This window comes from Conexibacter sp. CPCC 205762 (genome assembly GCF_030646155.1).
Classification (GTDB): domain Bacteria; phylum Actinomycetota; class Thermoleophilia; order Solirubrobacterales; family Solirubrobacteraceae; genus Conexibacter.
This window is the reverse complement of the sequence record NZ_JAUTDN010000003.1, coordinates 243,695-262,845: the sequence shown is the minus strand read 5'-3', so window position 1 is coordinate 262,845 and position 19,151 is coordinate 243,695. Positions and strand designations below refer to the sequence as shown.

Annotated in this window: 17 protein-coding genes; 10 read left to right on the top strand and 7 right to left on the bottom strand. The window is 73.2% G+C overall.

From position 1 onward, the window contains the following. Positions 1–106: 106 nt before the first annotated feature. From Q7L73_RS04900 to Q7L73_RS04885, 4 genes are read left to right on the top strand one after another with little or no spacing between them, the layout of a single operon-like run. Entirely contained in the window at positions 107–2,323 is a 2,217-nt protein-coding gene (locus tag Q7L73_RS04900) for a bifunctional diguanylate cyclase/phosphodiesterase (RefSeq protein WP_304715492.1), read from the top strand. Continuing rightward, the gene (locus Q7L73_RS04895; protein ID WP_304691438.1) at positions 2,320–3,660 is read left to right on the top strand and encodes an ammonium transporter; all 1,341 of its coding nucleotides are present in this window, start codon (positions 2,320–2,322) and stop codon (positions 3,658–3,660) included. Before Q7L73_RS04900 ends, Q7L73_RS04895 begins: the two co-directional genes overlap by 4 nt. Before the next feature lie 9 nt (positions 3,661–3,669). Continuing rightward, entirely contained in the window at positions 3,670–4,662 is a 993-nt protein-coding gene (locus Q7L73_RS04890; RefSeq protein WP_304691439.1) for an asparaginase, read from the top strand. Positions 4,663–4,719: 57 nt separating this feature from the next. Next, the gene (locus Q7L73_RS04885; protein ID WP_304691441.1) at positions 4,720–5,640 is read left to right on the top strand and encodes a type IV toxin-antitoxin system AbiEi family antitoxin domain-containing protein; all 921 of its coding nucleotides are present in this window, start codon (positions 4,720–4,722) and stop codon (positions 5,638–5,640) included. Between the two features lie 81 nt (positions 5,641–5,721). Here the strand turns inward: Q7L73_RS04885 and Q7L73_RS04880 are convergent, their stop codons facing one another. Continuing rightward, on the bottom strand, positions 5,722–6,114 hold the full coding sequence (locus Q7L73_RS04880; RefSeq protein ID WP_304691442.1) for a hypothetical protein: 393 nt from the start codon (positions 6,112–6,114) through the stop codon (positions 5,722–5,724). Between the two features lie 26 nt (positions 6,115–6,140). Beyond that, positions 6,141–6,518 (bottom strand): cupin domain-containing protein, encoded by a 378-nt coding sequence (locus Q7L73_RS04875; RefSeq protein WP_304691444.1) that lies wholly within the window; start codon positions 6,516–6,518, stop codon positions 6,141–6,143. A gap of 88 nt (positions 6,519–6,606) precedes the next feature. Here Q7L73_RS04875 and Q7L73_RS04870 point away from each other — a divergent pair, with 88 nt between their 5' ends. The 6 genes from Q7L73_RS04870 to Q7L73_RS04845 are packed head-to-tail and all read left to right on the top strand — an operon-like array spanning position 6,607 to position 13,452. Further along, on the top strand, positions 6,607–7,287 hold the full coding sequence (locus tag Q7L73_RS04870; protein WP_304691445.1) for a TetR/AcrR family transcriptional regulator: 681 nt from the start codon (positions 6,607–6,609) through the stop codon (positions 7,285–7,287). Further along, positions 7,284–8,561 (top strand): acetyl-CoA C-acetyltransferase, encoded by a 1,278-nt coding sequence (locus tag Q7L73_RS04865; RefSeq protein ID WP_304691447.1) that lies wholly within the window; start codon positions 7,284–7,286, stop codon positions 8,559–8,561. The genes Q7L73_RS04870 and Q7L73_RS04865 overlap by 4 nt, the downstream gene beginning before the upstream one ends. A gap of 4 nt (positions 8,562–8,565) precedes the next feature. Beyond that, complete coding sequence (locus Q7L73_RS04860; RefSeq protein ID WP_304691448.1) at positions 8,566–9,984, top strand: 3-oxoacyl-ACP reductase; 1,419 nt, start codon at positions 8,566–8,568, stop codon at positions 9,982–9,984. 1 nt (position 9,985) lies between these two features. Next, on the top strand, positions 9,986–10,909 hold the full coding sequence (locus Q7L73_RS04855) for a MaoC/PaaZ C-terminal domain-containing protein (protein WP_304691449.1): 924 nt from the start codon (positions 9,986–9,988) through the stop codon (positions 10,907–10,909). Further along, complete coding sequence (locus Q7L73_RS04850; RefSeq protein ID WP_304715491.1) at positions 10,906–12,222, top strand: acyl-CoA dehydrogenase family protein; 1,317 nt, start codon at positions 10,906–10,908, stop codon at positions 12,220–12,222. The genes Q7L73_RS04855 and Q7L73_RS04850 overlap by 4 nt, the downstream gene beginning before the upstream one ends. A 12-nt stretch (positions 12,223–12,234) precedes the next feature. Then, a complete protein-coding gene (locus tag Q7L73_RS04845) occupies positions 12,235–13,452 on the top strand; it encodes an acyl-CoA dehydrogenase family protein (protein ID WP_304691452.1) in 1,218 nt (405 codons plus the stop codon). Between the two features lie 138 nt (positions 13,453–13,590). Here Q7L73_RS04845 and Q7L73_RS04840 read toward each other — a convergent pair whose 3' ends face one another. The 5 genes from Q7L73_RS04840 to Q7L73_RS04820 form a co-directional block, all read right to left on the bottom strand. Continuing rightward, on the bottom strand, positions 13,591–14,385 hold the full coding sequence (locus Q7L73_RS04840) for a peptidase E (RefSeq protein WP_304691453.1): 795 nt from the start codon (positions 14,383–14,385) through the stop codon (positions 13,591–13,593). Next, positions 14,382–15,080, bottom strand: a complete 699-nt coding sequence (locus Q7L73_RS04835) for a Type 1 glutamine amidotransferase-like domain-containing protein (RefSeq protein WP_370552411.1) — start codon at positions 15,078–15,080, stop codon at positions 14,382–14,384. Before Q7L73_RS04835 ends, Q7L73_RS04840 begins: the two co-directional genes overlap by 4 nt. 153 nt (positions 15,081–15,233) lie before the next feature. After that, positions 15,234–16,544, bottom strand: a complete 1,311-nt coding sequence (locus Q7L73_RS04830) for a cytochrome P450 (RefSeq protein ID WP_304691522.1) — start codon at positions 16,542–16,544, stop codon at positions 15,234–15,236. Positions 16,545–16,553: 9 nt separating this feature from the next. Next, a complete protein-coding gene (locus Q7L73_RS04825) occupies positions 16,554–16,892 on the bottom strand; it encodes a hypothetical protein (RefSeq protein WP_304691455.1) in 339 nt (112 codons plus the stop codon). Positions 16,893–16,903: 11 nt separating this feature from the next. Beyond that, a complete protein-coding gene (locus Q7L73_RS04820; RefSeq protein ID WP_304691457.1) occupies positions 16,904–19,144 on the bottom strand; it encodes an MMPL family transporter in 2,241 nt (746 codons plus the stop codon). Positions 19,145–19,151: the final 7 nt, after the last annotated feature.

Below are 19,151 nucleotides of genomic sequence, written 5' to 3'. Positions count from 1 at the left end.
TCGGGCGGACCTTGGGTACGACGATGTCCTGGCGCATGTCCGCTCCCGCCCGAATCTCGCAGCCCAGGACTCAAGTGAAACGCTTTTCTGTCGAGAGACCGTGGAGATGAGCTTGCGTCCGAGCTTCAGCTCACCGTTTGGGGAGCGCGTCCGCGCCAAGAAGCGCGGCGGGCAATTGGTCAGCCGCGGCCTGGTGGTCGACGCTGCCCCGCAACAGCGGGCGCGGCAGGCGCTGCGCGCGGCCGAGCGGCTCTCGCGCGCGGTCGTCGACGGGCTCGAGGAGGGCGTCGTCGTGCTCGACTCCGACCTCGCGCCGCTGAGCTGGAACGCGAGCGCGCTGCGGATCCTCGGCGTCACGACCGACGACATGACCGCGGGCACGCCGTTCACCAGCGCCGGCCTGCGCTACGACAACGGCAAGCCGCTCTCCGGCCACGACAACCCGCCGCGGCGCGCGCTGCGCCAGGGCGCGCCGGTCCGCGCGACGCTGCGCCGCACCGCGCCCGGCGGCGCCGAGCGCTGGATCACGATCCTCGCGCGCCCGATCGGCGGCGCGCACGGCACCAGCAGGCAGGGCGTCGTCGCGACCGTCGCCGACGTGACCGCCTCGGTCGAGGGCGCCCGCCGCCTGCGCGAGGAGCGCGACCGCGCGCAGCGCTACCTCGAGGTCGTCTCGCAGCTGGTCGTCGTGCTCGACCCGGCCGGCCGCGTCGAGCTGGTCAACCGCCAGGGCTGCGAGCTGCTCGGCTTCGCCGAGCACGAGCTGGTCGGCCGCGACTGGTACGAGACGGTCGTCCCGGCCGGCGACCGCGCCGAGGCGCGCGAGATCCTGCGGATGCTCGCCGCCGGCGAGGAGCTGCCGGAGGAGCGGCACGAGACCTTCCTGCTGACGAAGGACGGCGAGGAGCGCAAGATCGCCTGGCGCAACGCGGTCGTGCGCGACGCCGACGGCAACGTCACCTCGGTCCTGCGCTCCGGCGAGGACGTCACCGAGCGCCGTCGCGCGGAGGCGCAGCTCGCCTACCTCGCCCACCACGATCGCCTCACCGGGCTCGCCAATCGCGCGCTGCTGGAGGAGCAGCTGCAGCGCGACCTCGCGCGCGCCCGCCGCACCGGCGGCGCCGTCGCGCTCGTGCAGGTCGGGCTCGACAACTTCAAGCTGATCAACGACTCGCTCGGCCACGGCAGCGGCGACGCCGTCCTGCGCGAGACGGCCCAGCGGGTCGCGGCGCTGACGCGCGCCGGCGACGTGCTCGCGCGTCAGGGCGGCGACGAGTTCCTGCTGCTGCTCGACTGCGGCGCCGAGGACGCGCAGGTCGTCGCGCAGCTGGCCGGCGACCGCATCATGGAGGCGCTGGCGCGGCCGTTCGCGGTCGCCGGCGCCGAGTTCCACATCGGCGCCTCGATCGGGATCGCGCTCTTCCCCGGCCACGCCAACAGCGCCGACGCGCTCTTCAAGCAGGCCGACCTGGCGATGCAGCAGGCCAAGCGCGGCGGCGGCGGCGCGGTCGCCTTCTACGAGCGCGGCGCCTCCGAGGCGCGCGAGCGGCTCGACCTCACCAGCCGCCTGCGACGCGCGATCGACGGCGACGAGCTGCGCCTCCACTTCCAGCCGATATACCGCGTCGACGACGGCGAGCTGGAGGCGGTCGAGGCGCTCGTGCGCTGGGAGGACCCCGAGCACGGGCTCGTCTCGCCGGCCGGCTTCATCCCCGTCGCGGAGGAGACCGGGCTGATCGAGGGGATCGGCGCCTGGGTCGTCGAGGCGCTCTGCCGCCAGGCGGCCGAGTGGGCGCGCGAGGGCTTCCGCCCGCGGCTCTGCTTCAACCTCTCGCCGCGCCAGCTGCGCCAGCCCGACCTCGTCGCCACGATCGCCGAGGCGATCGCCCGCCACGGCCTGCCGCCCGGCCAGTTCTGCGCCGAGCTGACCGAGAGCGCCGTGCTCTCCGACGAGCGCCGCGACAGCTCGCTGCTGGACGAGCTGCACGACGCCGGCCTCGCGATCGCGATCGACGACTTCGGCAGCGGCCACTCCTCGCTCGCGCGCCTGCGCGACCTGCCGGTGCAGGTGCTGAAGGTCGACCGCTCCTTTCTCAGACGCGTGCCGGAGGATCCCGGCTCGACCGCGATCGTCGCCGCCGTGCTGGAGCTCGGCACCGCGCTCGGGATGACGACCGTCGTCGAGGGCGTCGAGGAGCGCGCGCAGCTGGAGCTGCTGCAGCAGCACGGCGCCCCGCTCGTGCAGGGCTTCCTGCTCGGCCGGCCGGTCCCGCCGGAGCAGCTCGACCGCAGCCCGGCGCAGGTCGGCAGGGCCGGGGCATGAGCGAGCTGCCGTTCGCCGCGCGCACGCTCGGCAGCGTCACGATCGACCTCGACGCGCTCTGGATCGTCGTCGCGGCGGTGCTGGTGATGTTCATGCAGGCCGGCTTCGCCTGCGTCGAGATCGGCTTCTCGCGCGGCAAGAACGCCGGCGCGGTCGTCGCGAAGGTGCTGATGAACTTCTCGATCGCGTCGGTCGTCTGGTGGATCTGCGGCTTCGCGCTCGCGTTCGGCGGCGGCGGGCTGCTGATGGGCGACTCCGGCTTCTTCCTGCACGTCGGGCAGACGCTCTCGCCCGGCAGCCCGATAGCCGGCCCGGTGACGCCGGCCGACACCGGCTTCGTGCTGTTCCAGATGGTCTTCTGCGCCGTCTCGCTCGCGATCGTCTGGGGCACGACGCTGGAGCGGATCCGCTTCGTCGCCTACCCGATCTACGCGGTCGTCTTCGCGGCCGTGATCTACCCGCTCGTCGCGCACTGGATCTTCGGCGGCGGCCTGCTCGGCGAGATCGGCTCCGGCATGCAGGACTTCGCCGGCTCGACCGTCGTCCACCTGACCGGCGCGACCGGCGGCTTGGCGGCGCTGCTGCTGCTCGGCCCGCGCCGCGGCAAGTACGGCCCCGACGGCCGGCCGCGCGCGATCCCCGGCCACTCGATGCCGATGTTCGGCGTCGGCGTGCTGATCCTCTGGCTCGGCTGGTTCGGCTTCAACGCCGGCTCGACGCTGTCGACCGAGGGCGCCCGCTTCGCCGAGGTCGCGCTCGCGACCAACATCGCCGCCGCCGCCGGCGTGATCGGCGCCGGCGTGATGGTGACGCTGCTGACGCGCAGGATGGACGTCGGCATGCTCGGCAACGGCGCGATCGGCGCGCTGGTCGCGATCACCGCCCCCTGCGGCTTCGTCGAGCTGTGGGCGGCGCCGCTGATCGGCGTCGTCGCCGGCGCGCTCGTCGTCGTCTCGGTGCTGGCGATCGACCGCGTCCTCGACGACCCGGTCGGCGCGCTCTCGGCGCATGGCGTCGCCGGCATCTGGGGAACGCTCTCGTGCGGCATCTTCGCCGCCCCGCGGCTGGCCGACGCGCCCGGCGCGCCGGGCCAGGCGGGGCTGATCTACAACGGCTCGTTCGAGCAGCTGGGGGTGCAGGCGCTCGGCGTCCTGATCGCCTTCACGCTCGTCTTCTCGATCTCGTACGTCACCTTCGCGCTGATCAAGGCCGTCTTCGGCCTGCGTGTGACCGAGGACGAGGAGGACGAGGGGCTCGACCTCGTGGAGCACGGGATGTACGGATATCCGGAGCAGTTCATCGTCGGCAGTGAGCTGGTCGGCGAGTCGGCTCGCTAGATTGGCCTGATGGCCTCACGTCCCCCCGCTTCGCGCCGCGTGCGCATCCTCACCGCCGGCGGCACGATCGCGATGGGAGGTCCGGCCGGGGCGACGCCGCAGCTCGACGCCGCCGCGATGGTCGCCGCCGTCCCGCAGCTGGCCGACGGCGACCACGTGCTCGAGGCGATCGACGTCGTCAACAAGCCGAGCGCCCACCTGACGCTGGAGGACATGCTCAACGTCTGCCGCCAGGCGCGCGACGCCGCCCGCCGCGGCATCGGCGTCGTCGTCACGCACGGCACCGACTCGCTGGAGGAGACGGCGATGCTGTGCGACGTGATCCACGACGCCGAGGCGCCGATCGTCTTCACCGGCGCGATCCGCCCGGCGACCGCCGCCGGCGCCGACGGCCCCGCCAACCTGCTCGACGCCGTCTCGGTGGCGGCTTCGGAGGAGGCGTCCGGGATGGGCGTGCTGGTCGTCTTCGGCGGCGAGATCCACCACGCCCGCTGCGCCCGCAAGACCGACACGACCTCGCTGGTCGCCTTCTCCTCGCCGCAGACCGGGCCGCTGGGCCGCGTCACCGAGGGCCACCCGACGATCTGGTCGCGCCTGCCGCGCAACCCGCCGCTGGATCCGCCGGAGCTGGCCAAGCGCGTGCATGTGGTCCCGACCGGTGCCGGCGACGACGGCACGCTCGCGCGCGCCGTGCTGGGCACCGAGCCCGACGGCGTCGTGATCGGCACGCTCGGCGCCGGCCACCTCGCGCCGCCGCTGCTGGAGCTGTGGGCCGAGGCCGCCGAGCGGATCCCGATCATCGCCTACTGCCGCCCCGAGCGCGGCGTCGTCCTCCAGAGCACCTACGGCTACGCCGGCTCCGAGCAGGACCTGCGCGACACCGCGATCATCCCCGTCGGCTTCCTCTCCCCCCAGGCCGCCCGCATGAAGCTGCTGGCCTGCGTCGCCAGCGGCCTCAGCGTCGAAGAAGTCCGCTGGGCCTTCCGCCAGGACGACGGCTGACCGGCCGCCTCCCGGGGGCGGGGCGAACCCCGGCTAGTTTGCGGCTCTGTACATCAGATGGATGTACTCAGCCGCAAACTTCCGCTCGACGCGCTGCTGGCGAGGCTGGCGGATGAGCAGTACGGGGTCGTCGCCAGGCGTCAGTTGACTGCCGCGGGCGCTGGGCGTGGCGCGATCGAGGCCCGCATCCGCCGCGGCCTCCTGATCCGCCTCCACCGCGGCGTCTATGCCGTCGGGCACGTCAGGCTCACGCGCGACGGGCGCTGGATGGGCGGGGTGCTGGCTGCCGGGGCGGGGGCGGTGCTGTCGCATCGCGACGCGGCCAACCTGCACGGGCTGGGGCAGTTCGGCGGCACGCGGATCGAGGTGACGGCGCCGGGCGACGCGCGCGGAGACGAGCGGCTGCGGGTCTTCGCGCGGCGGGCGGTGGCGCACGAGGAGGTCACCGCGGTCGAGCGGATCCCGGTCACGACCGTCGCGCGCACGCTCGTCGACCTCGGTGACCTGCTCGACCACGAGCGGCTGCTGCGGACGCTCGCGGCCGCCGAGCGCGCGCAGCGGTTCGACCTCGCCGCCACCGAGCGGGCGCTTGCTCGCAGCGCGACGCGGCCCGGACCGGCGCACGCGCGCCTCTCCGCCGCGCTCGCCGAGCACGCGCGGCGCGGCGCGCAGCTCACCCGCGAACAGCTGGAGCTGCTGCTGCGCCGGCTCGTGCGCACGCACGGGCTGCCGCCGGCCGAGCTGAACGCCGACGTCGCGGGTGAGGAGGTCGACGCCTGCTGGCGCGCGGCCGGCGTGATCGTCGAGACCGACGGCTGGGAGTTCCACCGCGGCCGCGGCGCCTTCCAGCGCGACCGCGCGAAGAGCAACCGCCTGACGCTGCTCGGCTGGACCGTGCTGCGCTTCACCCACTACGACGTGCGCTATCGGCCCGACCACGTCGCCGCCGCGATCGGGCGGGCGTTGCGTCAGCGGTGAGGGCGTGCGCTGCCGGCCCGGCGACGGCGCCGCGATCGGGCGGGCGCTGCGTCGGCGGTAAGGCGCGGCCGTCGCGCTCGGCTAGCGCTTGCAGGTGCCCCAGAGGCGCACGAGCGGCTTCGGGATCGGCCAGCGCGGGCCGGCGGCGCAGCCGTCCTCGAAGCCGTCGCCCATGTCTCTCCACGCCTTGCCGGGCAGCTTGCGGAACTTCTCCGGCTGGTCGGCGAGCGCTTTCGAGAAGGAGGCGATCGCGTAGCGGGTCCCGCCGCAGCTGCCGTAGTAGAGCGAGCCTCTGCCGATCGCGCCGTCACGCGGGTGGTCGTGGGCGCGCGTCAAGGCGGCGCGCAGGCCGCTCGGCACGGCGAGGTTGCGGCAGGCGGGGGCCGAGGCGGCGGAGCCGGTCGCGGCGGAGGCGGTGAGCAGCGCTGCGGCGACGGTCGTCGCGAGCGCGAGCAGGGCGAGCAGTCGGGGCATCTGCGCACCCTACTCTCAACGGACCGTTATGTGGTTGGCATGTCCTCGACGAGGATCGTGTCCTCGTGCGCGTAGGCCGGGGAGCAGGCGCAGACGAGCTGGAGCTCGTCGTCGCCCGTGTTCCAGAGCTTGTGGACGGTGCCGGGCGGGATCACGACGCAGTCGCCGGGCTGGACGTCGCGCTCCTCGTCGCCGACGCGCAGCCGCCCGCGCCCGGCTCTGAACAGGTACAGCTCCTCGGCCAGCGGGTGGTAGTGGGCGATCGTCGCGCCGCCGGGCGGCAGCGTCGCCTCCGCGAGCGACTGATTCTGCGCCGGCGAGTAGCCGGGCCCGGCCCACTCGCGGATCGTCGAGCCGTCGGCGGTGACGTACGGGGTCAGCTCGTCGTAGCGGGCGAGGTGCATGCGGCGAGGCTAGCGCGCCGCCTACCTCGAATGCACCCGACGGACTTCCTACTGGCATATAAATTTATACCTGGGTAATATGAACGTCATGGTCCAGTCGACCACAGCGACCCAGCGCAGCCGGCTGCCCCGCAAGGAGCGGGAGCTGCAGGTGCTCGAGATCGCCCACGGACTCTTCGCCGAGCACGGCTACGGCGCCGTGACGATGGACGAGGTCGCCTCCGCGGCGGGCGTCACGAAGCCGCTCCTGTACGCCTACTTCGGCAACAAGGAGCGGCTCTACCTCGCCTGCATGGAGAACGCCGGCGAGGCGATGCTGGCCGCCGTCGGCGCCGCCGTCGCGCGCGCCTCCGGTCCGGCCGAGGCGCTGCGCGAGGGCCTCAAGGCCTTCTTCGCCTTCGTCGACGGCGACCGCGACGCCTGGCGCGTCCTGTTCGACGAGACGCTGCCGGCCGGCGGCGAGCTGGCCCGCTCGGTCGGCGCCTACCGCGACCGGCTGCTGGCGCTCGTCGCCTCGACGCAGCTGGCGCTGATCCCCGAACGCGACCGCGAGCGCGCCGCGACCGAGGTCGAGGCGCTCTCCAACGCGCTGCTCGGCGCCTCCGAGGCGCTTGCGCGCTGGTGGCTGCGGACCGGCGCGATGCCGCCCGGCGACGCCGCCGAGCTGCTCGTCGCGACCGTCGAGCCCGGCCTGCGCGCCCGCGCGGCCCTGCGCGACGGCGTCAGACCTTCCCCCACCACCCAGACCAGACCCCAAGGAGAACGATGACCGCCGGTCCCCGGAGAGTTGCCGTGATCGGCGGCAACCGCATCCCGTTCGCGCGCTCGAACTCGAAGTACGCGCACGCCTCCAACCAAGACATGCTGACCGCCGCGCTCGACGGGCTCGTCGCGCGCTACGGCCTGGAGGGCGAGCGGCTCGGCGAGGTCGTCGCCGGCGCGGTGCTGAAGCACAGCCGCGACTTCAACCTGACGCGCGAGACCGTGCTCGGCAGCCGGCTCGCCCCGGAGACGCCGGCGTACGACATCCAGCAGGCCTGCGGCACCGGCCTGCAGGCGATCAACCTGATCGCGAACAAGATCGCGCTCGGGCAGATCGACTCCGGCATCGGCGGCGGCGTCGACACGACCTCGGACGCGCCGATCGCCGTCGGCGAGGAGCTGCGCCAGATCCTGCTCGACGCCAACCGCGGCCGCTCGACGCAGGACAAGCTGAAGCCGTTCCTGCGCTTCCGCCCGCAGCACCTCGCGCCGGCCCCGCCGCGCAACGAGGAGCCGCGCACCGGCCTCTCGATGGGTGAGCACCAGGCGCGCACCGGCGCCGAGTGGGGGATCACGCGCGAGGCGCAGGACGAGCTGACCTACAGCTCGCACAAGAACCTCGCCGCCGCCTACGAGCGCGGCTTCAACGACGACCTCGTCACGCCCTACCTCGGGCTGGAGCGCGACCAGAACCTGCGCGCCGACACGAGCATCGAGAAGCTGGCGAAGCTGAAGCCGGTCTTCGGCGGCAAGAGCGGCACGATGACGGCGGGCAACTCCACGCCCCTGTCCGACGGCGCCGCCACCGTCCTGCTCGGCAGCGAGGAGTGGGCGGAGGAGCACAGACTGACCCCGCTGGCGTGGTTCGTCGACGCCGAGACGGCGGCGGTCGACTACGTCAACGGCCGCGAGGGCCTGCTGATGGCGCCGGCCTACGCCGTCCCGCGGATGCTCGCCCGCAATGGCCTGAGACTGCAGGAGTTCGACCTCTACGAGGTCCACGAGGCGTTCGCCTCGCAGGTGCTCTCGACGCTGAAGGCGTGGGAGGACCCGGCCTTCTGCCAGACGCGGCTCGGGCTCGATCAGCCGCTCGGGTCGATCGATCGCAGCAAGCTCAACGTCAACGGCAGCTCGCTCGCTGCCGGCCACCCCTTCGCCGCGACCGGCGGCCGCATCGTCGCGAGCCTCGCCAAGGCGCTCCACGAGCGCGGCGGCGGCCGGGGCCTGATCAGCATCTGCGCAGCCGGCGGCCAGGGCGTCGTCGCGATCCTGGAGGCATAGACCGATGGCCCAAGCAGACCGTTACACCAACCTCATCAACACGCCGCTCGGCAGACTCGTGCAGAAGCAGGTCGGGCTGCCGGCGCCGGTTCCGCTCAAGCGCTGGAGCCAGGGCGACACGCCCGTCGACGGCCGCGTGCTGCTCGGCGGCGCCCCCGGCGGCCGCCTCGCCGGGCCGCTCGCGAAGGTCGTCGCGAGCCTCGGCGCCGACGCCTCGACGCCGCTGCGCGAGGACCTTCGCGCCGCCGCCGCGGCGGCCGGCCTCGACGCCGGCCCGTGGACGCCGGCCGCCGCCGCGACGCAGAAGTACGGCGCCGTCGTCTTCGACGCGACCGGCATCACCGAGCCGGCGCAGCTGAGCGAGCTGCGCGAGTTCTTCGGCCCGACGATCCGCCGCGTCGCCCGCTGCGGCCGTCTCGTCGTGCTCGGCACGACGCCGACCGAGACCTCCTCGCCGAGCGAGCAGATCGCGCAGCGCGCGCTGGAGGGGTTCACGCGCTCGGCCGGCAAGGAGCTGAAGGCCGGCGCGACCGCCCAGCTCGTCTACGTCGCCCCCGGCGGCGAGGACCAGCTGGAGTCGACGCTGCGCTTCCTGCTGTCGACCAGATCGACCTACGTCGACGGCCAGGTGATCCGCGTCGGCGCGGCCGGCGCGGTCCCGGCGATCGACTGGGACCAGCCGCTCGCCGGCAAGGTCGCGCTCGTGACCGGCGCCTCGCGCGGCATCGGCGCCGCGATCGCCGCGACGCTCGCGCGTGACGGCGCCCACGTCGTCGGCCTCGACGTGCCGCCGCTGGAGGGCGACCTGAAGGCCGTCACCGGCGCGATCGGCGGCTCGTACCTGACCGCCGACATCACCGCCGACGACGCGCCCACGCAGATCGCCGAGCACCTCAAGCGAGAGCACGGCGGCGTCGACATCGTCGTCCACAACGCCGGCATCACGCGCGACAAGACGCTCGGCCGGATGGACGACGCGCGCTGGGACAGCGTCATCGCGGTCAACCTCGCGGCCGTCCAGCGGATCACCGACGCGCTGATCGCGGGCAGAAGAAGAGCGGTCCTGAACGCCGACGGCCGGATCGTCTGCGTCTCCTCGATAGCGGGCATCGCCGGCAACTTCGGCCAGACCAACTACGGCACCTCGAAGGCCGGCGTGATCGGCGTCGTCGACGCCTACGCGCCGCTGCTGGCGAGACTGGGCGCGACGATCAACGCCGTCGCCCCGGGCTTCATCGAGACGCAGATGACGGCGAAGATCCCGTTCGCCACGCGCGAGGCCGGCCGCCGCATGAACTCGCTCTCGCAGGGCGGCCTGCCGGTCGACGTCGCCGAGGCGATCGGCTACTTCGCCAGCCCGGCCTCGGGCGGCGTGACCGGCAACACCGTGCGCGTCTGCGGCCAGAGCCTGCTCGGGGCCTGACGTGGCGACCGCCTCGAAAGCCCCGCGCGCGACGACGCGCAGACTGAGCAGCCCGCCCGGCACGCTCGGTCTCTATGCGAAGGCCGCGCTGCCGCTGATCCCCGGCGCCTCGAACCTGCCGTTCGTCGCCGGCGCCGGCGGCAGGATCCCGAGAACGACGCTGACGCTCGACGGCGTCAGGACCGACCGCGACCAGCTCGCCGCGTACGACCGCGTCTGCGGCTTCACGCTGCGCGACGAGCTGCCGTCGACCTTCGTCCACGTGCAGGCCTTCCCGCTGCACATGGCGCTGATGACCGACGGCAAGTTCCCGTTCGGCGCCGTCGGCCTCGTCCACCTGCGCAACCGCATCACGCAGCTGCGCCCGCTCGGCGCCGACGAGCGCTACGACCTGCGCGTCCACACGATGCCGATCCAGCCGCACCCGAAGGGCAAGACGTTCACGATCGTCTCCGAGGCGCACGTCGACGGCGAGCTGGTGTGGCAGGACGCGTCGACGATGCTGCGGCGCGGCAAGGGCGACACGAGCGCCCCGAAGCCGAGCAAGAGACAGTCCCCGCCCGCCACCCCCACCTGCCCCGCGCCGTCGGAGCTGCCGTTCGTCGCGCTGTGGAAGCTCGGCGGCGACCTCGGCCGCCGCTACGGCGCGGTCTCGGGCGACCGCAACCCGATCCACATGCACGCGTACAGCGCGAAGCTGCTCGGCTTCCCGAAGGCGATCGCGCACGGCATGTGGACGAAGGCGCGCTGCCTCGCGGCGCTGGAGTCGACGCTGCCGGACGCCTACACGGTCGACGTGACCTTCAAGCGCCCGATCCTGCTGCCGGCAAAGGTCGCGTTCGCGGCCGAGGACGGCAGCTTCGCCGTTCGCAATCGCAAAGACGACACGAAGATCCATCTGGAAGGAACGGTGACTGCCGCATGAGCGTGGCTGACAAAAGCATGGGCCTCGGGCTCCGTGCCCTCGGCCGCTTCGCCGGCTCGGACATCGTCGACCGCCTCGGCATCCGCAAGCAGTCCGAGGCCGTCGTCTACCGTGCCACGCGCGACGGCTTCCGCGCCGTCGGCGCCGCCAATCGCACCTTCAAGCAGGTGCAGCGCAACGGCAGCAGACCGGCGCGCCTGAAGCCGTCGGGCAGCGGGATCTTCGATCTCACGCCGACCGACGAGCAGCAGATGCTGATGGAGGCGTTCAAGGACTTCGGCGCCGAGAGACTGCGCCCGAACGCGCTCAAGGCCGACGAGGCCGCGGCCGCGCCGAAGGAGCTGCTGGCCGAGGCCTCCGAGCTGGGCCTGACGATGCTCGGCGTGCCGGAGGAGCTGGGCGGCGCGGTCAGCGAGCGCTCTGCGGTGACCACCGTGCTCGCCGCCGAGGCGCTCGCGCACGGCGACATGGGCCTCGCCGCCGCCGCGCTCGCGCCGGCCGGTGTCGCGACCGCGCTGTCGCTGTGGGGCGACGCCGAGCAGCAGGGCACCTACCTGCCGGCGCTCGTCGCCGACGACGTCGCCGTCGCGGCGCTCGCCGTCCACGAGCCGACGCCGCTGTTCGACCCGTTCGAGCTGCAGACGACCGCCCGCATCGACGGCGCCGACTACGTCCTCTCCGGCGTCAAGTCGTTCGTCCCGCGCGCCGCCGAGGCGGAGCTGCTGGTCGTCGCCGCCAGAATCGCCGGCCACGGGCCGGGCCTCTTCCTCGTCGAGACGAAGAGCGACGGCGTGCTGGCGAAGGCCGCGCCCGGCATGGGCGTGCGCGCCGCCGGCTTCGGCGAGGTGCTGCTGGAGGAGGTGCGCGTCCCGGCGCGCGCGCTGCTCGGCGACGGCTCGCCGGCGATCTACGCCGAGGCGATCCGCCGCGCGCGGCTGGCCTGGTGCGCGCTGTCGGTCGGCGCCGGCCAGGCGCTGCTCGACTACGTGATCCCGTACGTCAACGAGCGGGTCGCCTTCGGCGAGCCGATCTCGCACCGCCAGTCGGTCGCGTTCGCGGTCTCGAACATCGCGATCGAGCTGGAGGGGATGCGGCTGACGACGCTGCGCGCCGCCGCGCGCGCCGACGCCGACAAGGAGTTCGCGCGCGAGGCCGCGCTTGCGCGTCACCTGTGCGGCGAGAAGGGCAGCTGGATCGGCTCCGAGGGCGTCCAGCTGCTCGGCGGCCACGGCTACATCAAGGAGCACCCGGTCGAGCGCTGGTACCGCGACCTGCGTGCCGTCGGCGTCGTCGAGGGCGCCCTGCTCGTCTAGGAGATCTGAACCATGGCGATGAATCTGGAAGTCCCGAAGAAGTTCCTGCCGCTGGTCGGCCAGGCGCACCAGGTCGCGGAGGAGATCTTCCGCCCGGTCTCGCGCAAGTACGACCAGGAGGAGCACGCCTACCCGAGAGAGCTCGACATGCTCGCCGCGCTCCTGGACGGCATGAACGACGGCTCCGACATGGGCGGCGGCGCCGGCGCCGGCGGCGTCCGCCGGCAGGAGAAGAGCGACGAGGTCCGCAACGGCTCGAACATGTCGACGGCGCTCGGCATCGTCGAGCTGTGCTGGGGCGACGTCGGCCTGCTGCTGTCGATGCCGCGCCAGGGGCTCGGCAACTCGGCGATCGCCTCGGTCGCCAACGACGAGCAGCTGGAGCGCTTCAGAGGCAAGTGGGCGGCGATGGCGATCACCGAGCCGGAGGCCGGCTCGGACTCCGCCGCGATCCGCACGACCGCCGAGTACGACGAGAGAACCGGCGAGTACATCCTCAACGGCGAGAAGATCTACGTCACCTCCGGCGAGCGCGCCGACCTCGTGGTGGTGTGGGCGACGCTCGACCGCAGCCTCGGCCGCGCGGCGATCAAGTCGTTCGTCGTCGAGCGCTCGAACCCGGGCATGAAGCTCGACCGGCTCGAGCACAAGCTCGGGATCCGCGCCTCCGACACCGCGGCGTTCATCCTCGACAACTGCCGCGTGCCGAGAGAGAACCTGCTCGGCAGCCCCGAGGTCGACGTCAAGAGAGGCTTCGCGGGCGTCATGCAGACGTTCGACAACACGCGGCCGCTCGTCGCCGCGATGGCCGTCGGGCTGACGCGCGCCTGCCTCGAGCAGACGCAGGAGCTGCTCGACGAGGCCGGCGTCGTCGTCGACTACGACAAGCCCGCGCAGTCGCAGTCGGCGGCCGCGGCGGAGTACCTCGCGATGGAGGCCGACTTCGAGGCCGCCCGCCTGCTGACGATGCAGGCGACCTGGATGGCCGACAACAGCAAGCCGAACTCGCTCCACGCCTCCTACGCGAAGGCGAAGGCGGGCCGCACCTGCGTCGACGTCGCGATGCGCTGCGTGCGCCTCTGCGGCAGCCGCGGCTACGGCGAAGAGCTGTTGCTGGAGAAGTGGGCGCGCGACGGCAAGATCCTCGACATCTTCGAGGGCACCCAGCAGATCCAGCTGCTGATCATCGCCCGACAGCTGCTCGGCAAGAGCTCGGCTGAGCTCAGATAGGACCGCCGAGAAGCGCGTGAGCCGAGGCGTGCCCCTCGGCTCACGTGAAGCGGTGCGGAGGGCGTGCCCCCGACGCACCACACGAGAACGGCGGCCCGGCGTGCTGGTGGTGCGGATCGCGCCGGGCCGTCGCCTCACTCAGAAGCGGCGGCCACCGCCGTAACGGAGATCGCGCAGCTCGCGGATGTCGTCGCCGACGGGCGCGTCGAGCGGGCTGGTGGAGCGGGCGCCGAGCAGCTCCGGCTCGATCCGGTGACGGACGAGCTGGCCGGCGACGGCGTCGACCCTCAAGGCCGCCGTGCCCGGCCGCGAGCTGACGACCTTGACCATCTTCGTGCCGTTGAACAGCAGCGCGACGCCGTCGTCGGCGGCCCAGCCGCCCGGCAGCTCGCCCGCTCTGATCGCGCTCAGCCAGACCGGCAGCCGCTCCGGCTCGCCGTCGGCGTGGACGCTGAAGGAGCCGGGCAGCAGGCCCATCCCCTTGATCACCTCGGGCGGCCCGCCGGAGCGGGTGATGCCGCCCTGGAACCAGCACATCGCGCCGGCGCTGAGGCCGACGAGCACGATCCCGCGTCTCCACGCCTCCAGCAGCAGCGCGTCCAGCTCGTGCGCGGACCAGATCGCGAGCAGGTTGCGCATCGAGCCGCCGCCGACGTAGATCACGTCCTGCTCCAGCACGATCTCCGCGAGCGAGCGGGCCGAGCCGTGGCGGCGGAAGAGCGACAGGTGGGTCGCCGAGGCGGTCCGCCCGAAGCGGCCGTAGAAGGAGGTGATCTGCGCCGTCGGGTCGCCCGAGGCGGTCGGCAGGAACAGCACCCGCGGCTCGCGCGACTCCGTCAGCGTCAGCACGTAGTCGTCGAGGGCGGGGTTGTCCGGCTCCATCGTGAAGCCGCCCCCGCCCATCGCGAGGATCTGGGGTGTCCTGCCGCTCATGCGACAGCCGTCAGCATTCCCGGCATCCGCTCTCCGAGGTAGCGGGCGTTCAGCTGCGCCTCGACGATCTCGCCGCCGACCGGTTCGACGCGATACGCCTCCGCTCTCGGCCGCGAGCTGACGACGTGCTTCAGCTGACGATGCTCGAAGTGCAGCGCGGCGCCGTCGTCGGCCGCGTAGCCGGGGCGGACGCCGTCGCCGACGAAGCGCCTGTACTCCTCGCGCCGCTGCGGCTCGCCGTCGTAGTGGACGCAGTTGGAGAACGGCAGCAGGCCGAGCCCGCGGACGACGCTGGGCGCGCCGTGGAAGGCCGTCACCGCCTCCGAGAACCAGCACAGCGAGCCGGCCGACAGCCCGCACAGCACGACGCCCTTGCGCCAGGCGGCGCGCAGTATGCGGTCGAGGCCGTGCGCGCGCCAGGCGCCCAGCAGCGAGACGACGCTGCCGCCGCCGACGTAGATCACGTCCTGGCTCAGCAGGTGCTCCTCGAGGTCGCCCTCGACGGCGCCGCTGCCGCGGTCGCGGCGGAACAGCGAGACGTGCGAGGTGTCGCAGGTCATCGAGAAGGTGCGGTAGAAGCGGACCACGTAGTGGTCGGCGTCACCAGAGGCCGTCGGGACGAAGCACACGCGCGGCCGGCTCACGCCGGTGAGCGACAGCACGTAGTCGTCCAGCAGGGGATTGCCGGCCTCCATCGAGAATCCACCTCCGCCGAAGGCCACGATGGTGGGGGGTCGCAGAGTGCTCATGAAGCGAGTATTCACCGGCACTCCCCCCAAATCTCCTGGCGAATGTCCAGACTTGACCCGCCAACCGGACAACAAGTTTCGAGCGGTGCTGCGGAGGGGTCAGACGGCGACCGCGACTCTGCCGCCGCCGGCCGGCGCGAACGTGACGAAGCGGCGCACGACCGCCTCCGCCGGATCGCTCGTCGGCTGCAAGCGGGTGCGCGCCAGGATCTCCTCCAGCACGATCCGCATCTCGTAGAGCGCGAAGCTGGCTCCGAGGCAGCGGCGGATGCCGCCGCCGAACGGTATCCACTCGTAGGTGCCCGGTCTTCTGCCGAGCCAGCGCTCGGGGCGGAACGCCTCGGGCTCGGGGTAGAGCAGCGGGTCGCGGTGGATCAGCCAGATGTTCGGCGCGATGTTGACGCCGGCCGGCAGCTCCCAGCCGCCGAACGTCTGCGGCGCCTGCAGCTTGCGCACGACCGCCGGCACGACCGGCCGCAGCCGCAGCGTCTCGGTGATGACGGCGTCGAGGTAACCCTCGGGGGCGCCGCCGTCCTGCAGCTGCGCGAGCACCTGCGGATGGCGGGTGACGCGCTCGACCGTCCAGGCGAGCGCGGTCGCGGTCGTCTCGTGGCCGGCCAGCAGCAGCGTCATCAGCTCGTCGCGCAGCTCGCGGTCGGTCAGCGGCTGCCCCTGCTCGTCACGCGCCTCCAGCAGCAGCGAGAGGATGTCGTCGCCCGGCTCCGCCGCCGCCCGCCGCGCCGCGATCTCCTCGTAGATCATCCGGTCGCACGGCGCCAGCAGCCGCTTCACGCGGCCCCACGGGGTGCGCGGCCGCGCGCCGGCCGAGCTCGTGAACTGCAGCCCGAGCAGCCGCCACGGCTGCGTCGTCGAGTCCAGCAGCGCCCGCAGCGGCGCCGCGCACTGCGCCAGCCGCGCGCGGTCCTCGACACCGAAGACGACGCGCAGGATCACCTCCAGCGTGATCGCCTGCATCGATCTGTGGACGGCGAACGGCTCGCCGACCGGCCACTGCGACACGTGCCGAGCGGCGATCTCGCGCATGCGGTCGCCGTAGCGGCGCATCCGCTCGCCGTGGAACGGCGGCAGCATCAGGCGCCGCTGGCGCAGGTGCTCGGGGCCGTCGAGCGTCAGCACCGAGCGGGCGCCCAGCAGCGGTCTCAGCACGACGTTGCCGGCGCCGGCGTGGAGCACCGCCGGGTCGCCCTGGAAGACCTCCTTCGCGACCGCCGGGTCGCCGCAGACGACGATCGTGCGCTCCTTCGACAGCCTGATCGTGAAGAGCGCGCCGTAGCGCTCGCGGCACTCCGGGATGAACGTCTCCGGCTGCAGCAGGAAGCGGCCGACGGTCAGCAGCCGCGGGCCGCGCGGGCCGGGCGGGAGGACGGCGGTGTCGGGCGAGGCGGCGATCCGCTGACGCTACCGCGCGGCGGGCGCCGACACGCCGGTTCCCGGCGCGGCGAAGCGGTCGACGCGCGCCCACACGATCGCCGCGACGAACGCCGACACGACGAAGACCGCTGGCCACGAGCCGATCGCCTTGCCGAGCGGATGCGACAGCACGAACGCGGCGAGGTAGACGGCGACGAGCGCGATCGCGACCGCGAGCCCCTGCTCGCGGCGCCAGCGCAGGCCGCACCAGAGCGCCGCGAGGAACAGCACGATGCCGCCGAGGGCGCGGACGCCGGTGAGGTCGGCGACGCCGAAGCCGATCAGCAGGGAGCCGCCGGCGACGGCCCAGGTGGGGAGGCGCTGCACGGCAGCACAGGCTACCCGGAGACGCGGACCGGCGGCCGCTCGGCGGCGTCGGCCGGCGCCTGCTCCGGCGCGGTCGTCCGGCTGCCGCGCCGCCCCGGGAACCACCAGGCGCGCTCGCCCAGCAGCGTCATCACGGCCGGCACCAGCAGGCAGCGGATCACCGTCGCGTCGACCGCGACCGCGGCCGCCATCCCGAGCCCGAACTGCTTGATCGTCGGGTTGCCGTTGAGCAGGAAGGCGCAGAAGACCGAGACCATGATCAGCGCCGCCGAGGTGATCGTGCGGGCGGTTCCGGCGAGCCCCTCGATCGCGGAGCGGTGGGCGTCACCGGTCTCCAGCCAGCGCTCGCGCATCCGCGTCATCAGGAAGACCTCGTAGTCCATCGAGAGGCCGAACAGGATCGCGAACATCATCAGCGGCACGAACGAGACGATCGGCGCGGCGCCGTCGACGCCGATCAGGTGCGCGCTCCAGTCGTGTGAGAAGACGTAGGAGACGATCCCGAAGGCGGCGCCGATCGACAGCAGGTTCATCACGACCGCCTTCAGCGGCACGACGAGCGAGCGGAAGGCGACCGTCAGCAGCAGGAACGACAGCGCCAGCACGATCGCGATCACGGCCGGCAGGCGGTCGGAGATCTCGTCGGAGAGGTCGATGAAGCCGGCCGTCTGGCCGCCGACGTACGCCCGCGGCGCGCCGGCGCCGTCGCCGAGCGCGGCCGGGATCGCGTCGCGGCGCAGCTCGCGCACGAGTGTCTCGGTCTGCTCCGCCGAGGGGGCCGAGCGCGGGATCACCGTCAGCAGCGCGGCGCGGCCGTCGGTCGCGGGGACGGCCGGGCCGGCGACGGCGACGCCGTCGGTTCTGGCGATCGCGGCGCGCAGCTTCTCCAGCGCGGCGGCGTCGGCCGCTCTGTCGGCGCCCTCCAGTCTCACCGCCACCAGCAGCGGGCCGTTGACGCCGGCGCCGAAGCCGTCTGCGAGCAGGTCGTAGGCCTGGCGGGCGGTCGTCTCGCGCGGCAGCTGGCCGGTGTCGCTCTGGCCCAGCTGGAGCGTGAACAGCGGCCACGCGAGCGCGCCGATCAGCACGAGCGCGACGGCCAGCGCCGGCCACGGGCGGCGCGCGACGAAGCGGGCCCAGCGCCACCAGACGCCGGTCTGCTCGTCATCGCGCGGCTCGCCGAGGCGCGGGCGCGAGTCGAGCGCCTCCTTGCCGCGGCGGCGGCCGGGCAGCGCGAGCCGGTCGATCTTGGTGCCGACGGCGGCGAGCGCGGCCGGCAGCAGCGTCAGCGCGGCGGCGACCGCGACCAGCACCGCGATCGCGGCGACGCAGCCGAGCTGCGCGACGATCGGGATGCCCGTCAGCAGCAGCGAGCAGAGCGCGATGATCACGGTCCCGCCGGCGAAGACGACGGCGTGGCCGGCGGTCGCGATCGCGCCCTCGATCGCCTCCGGCACGCTCTTGCCCTCGGCCATCAGCTCGCGGTGGCGGGTGACGACGAAGAGCGCGTAGTCGATCCCGACGCCGAGCCCGATCATCGTCGCCAGCGCCGAGGCGGTCGACGGGATCTGCACGACGTGGGTGAGGATCGTGATCAGCGACAGGCCGGTGCCGAGGCCGAGGATCGCGGTCAGGATCGGCAGCCCCATCGCGACGAAGGTGCCGAACGTGAACAGCAGCACGATCACGGCGGCGGCGAGGCCGATCGCGTCGGAGTCGGCCGAGCCGGGCTGCGACAGGTCGGCGCCGAGGTAGCCGCCGGCGGCGATCTCCAATCTGCCCGCGTCGGCGATCCGCTGCGCCTGGTCGAGCAGCCGCTCGGCGGTCGGCAGCGTCAGCTCGGTCGGGCCGTCGCGCAGCGTCACGTCGAGGTAGCCGATGCGGCCGTCGGGCGACAGCTGCGCGATCCCGGCTCTGGTCAGCGGGCTGACGACCGACTGCACCGCGGCGTCGCTCGCGAACGCTCGCTCGAGTCTCGCGACGACGGCGGCCTGCGCCGGGTCGGACAGTCTCGCGCCCGCGGGCGCGCGCAGGACGATCGGGTTGGCGCCGTTCTGGGCGGCGGGGAAGTCGCGCTCCAGCACGTCGGCGGCACGCTGCGAGTCGGTGCCGGGCAGCGAGACGTTGTCGTTGGTCTCGGTGCCGAGTCTGCCGGCGGTGACGCCGAGGCCGACGGCGATCACGAGCCAGGCGACGATCACGAGTCGGTGGTGGCGGGCGCAGAAGGCACCCAACCGCTGGAGGAGCGCGGACATGCTCCCT

Bases quoted from the DNA above. Each gene is read 5' to 3' on its own strand.
- Q7L73_RS04900 (WP_304715492.1), top strand. From the start codon at position 107: ATGAGCTTGCGTCCGAGCTTCAGCTCACCGTTTGGGGAGCGCGTCCGC.
- Q7L73_RS04895 (WP_304691438.1), top strand. From the start codon at position 2,320: ATGAGCGAGCTGCCGTTCGCCGCGCGCACGCTCGGCAGCGTCACGATC.
- Q7L73_RS04890 (WP_304691439.1), top strand. From the start codon at position 3,670: ATGGCCTCACGTCCCCCCGCTTCGCGCCGCGTGCGCATCCTCACCGCC.
- Q7L73_RS04885 (WP_304691441.1), top strand. From the start codon at position 4,720: ATGGATGTACTCAGCCGCAAACTTCCGCTCGACGCGCTGCTGGCGAGG.
- Q7L73_RS04880 (WP_304691442.1), bottom strand. From the start codon at position 6,114: ATGCCCCGACTGCTCGCCCTGCTCGCGCTCGCGACGACCGTCGCCGCA.
- Q7L73_RS04875 (WP_304691444.1), bottom strand. From the start codon at position 6,518: ATGCACCTCGCCCGCTACGACGAGCTGACCCCGTACGTCACCGCCGAC.
- Q7L73_RS04870 (WP_304691445.1), top strand. From the start codon at position 6,607: ATGGTCCAGTCGACCACAGCGACCCAGCGCAGCCGGCTGCCCCGCAAG.
- Q7L73_RS04865 (WP_304691447.1), top strand. From the start codon at position 7,284: ATGACCGCCGGTCCCCGGAGAGTTGCCGTGATCGGCGGCAACCGCATC.
- Q7L73_RS04860 (WP_304691448.1), top strand. From the start codon at position 8,566: ATGGCCCAAGCAGACCGTTACACCAACCTCATCAACACGCCGCTCGGC.
- Q7L73_RS04850 (WP_304715491.1), top strand. From the start codon at position 10,906: ATGAGCGTGGCTGACAAAAGCATGGGCCTCGGGCTCCGTGCCCTCGGC.
- Q7L73_RS04845 (WP_304691452.1), top strand. From the start codon at position 12,235: ATGGCGATGAATCTGGAAGTCCCGAAGAAGTTCCTGCCGCTGGTCGGC.
- Q7L73_RS04840 (WP_304691453.1), bottom strand. From the start codon at position 14,385: ATGAGCGGCAGGACACCCCAGATCCTCGCGATGGGCGGGGGCGGCTTC.
- Q7L73_RS04835 (WP_370552411.1), bottom strand. From the start codon at position 15,080: ATGGAGGCCGGCAATCCCCTGCTGGACGACTACGTGCTGTCGCTCACC.
- Q7L73_RS04820 (WP_304691457.1), bottom strand. From the start codon at position 19,144: ATGTCCGCGCTCCTCCAGCGGTTGGGTGCCTTCTGCGCCCGCCACCAC.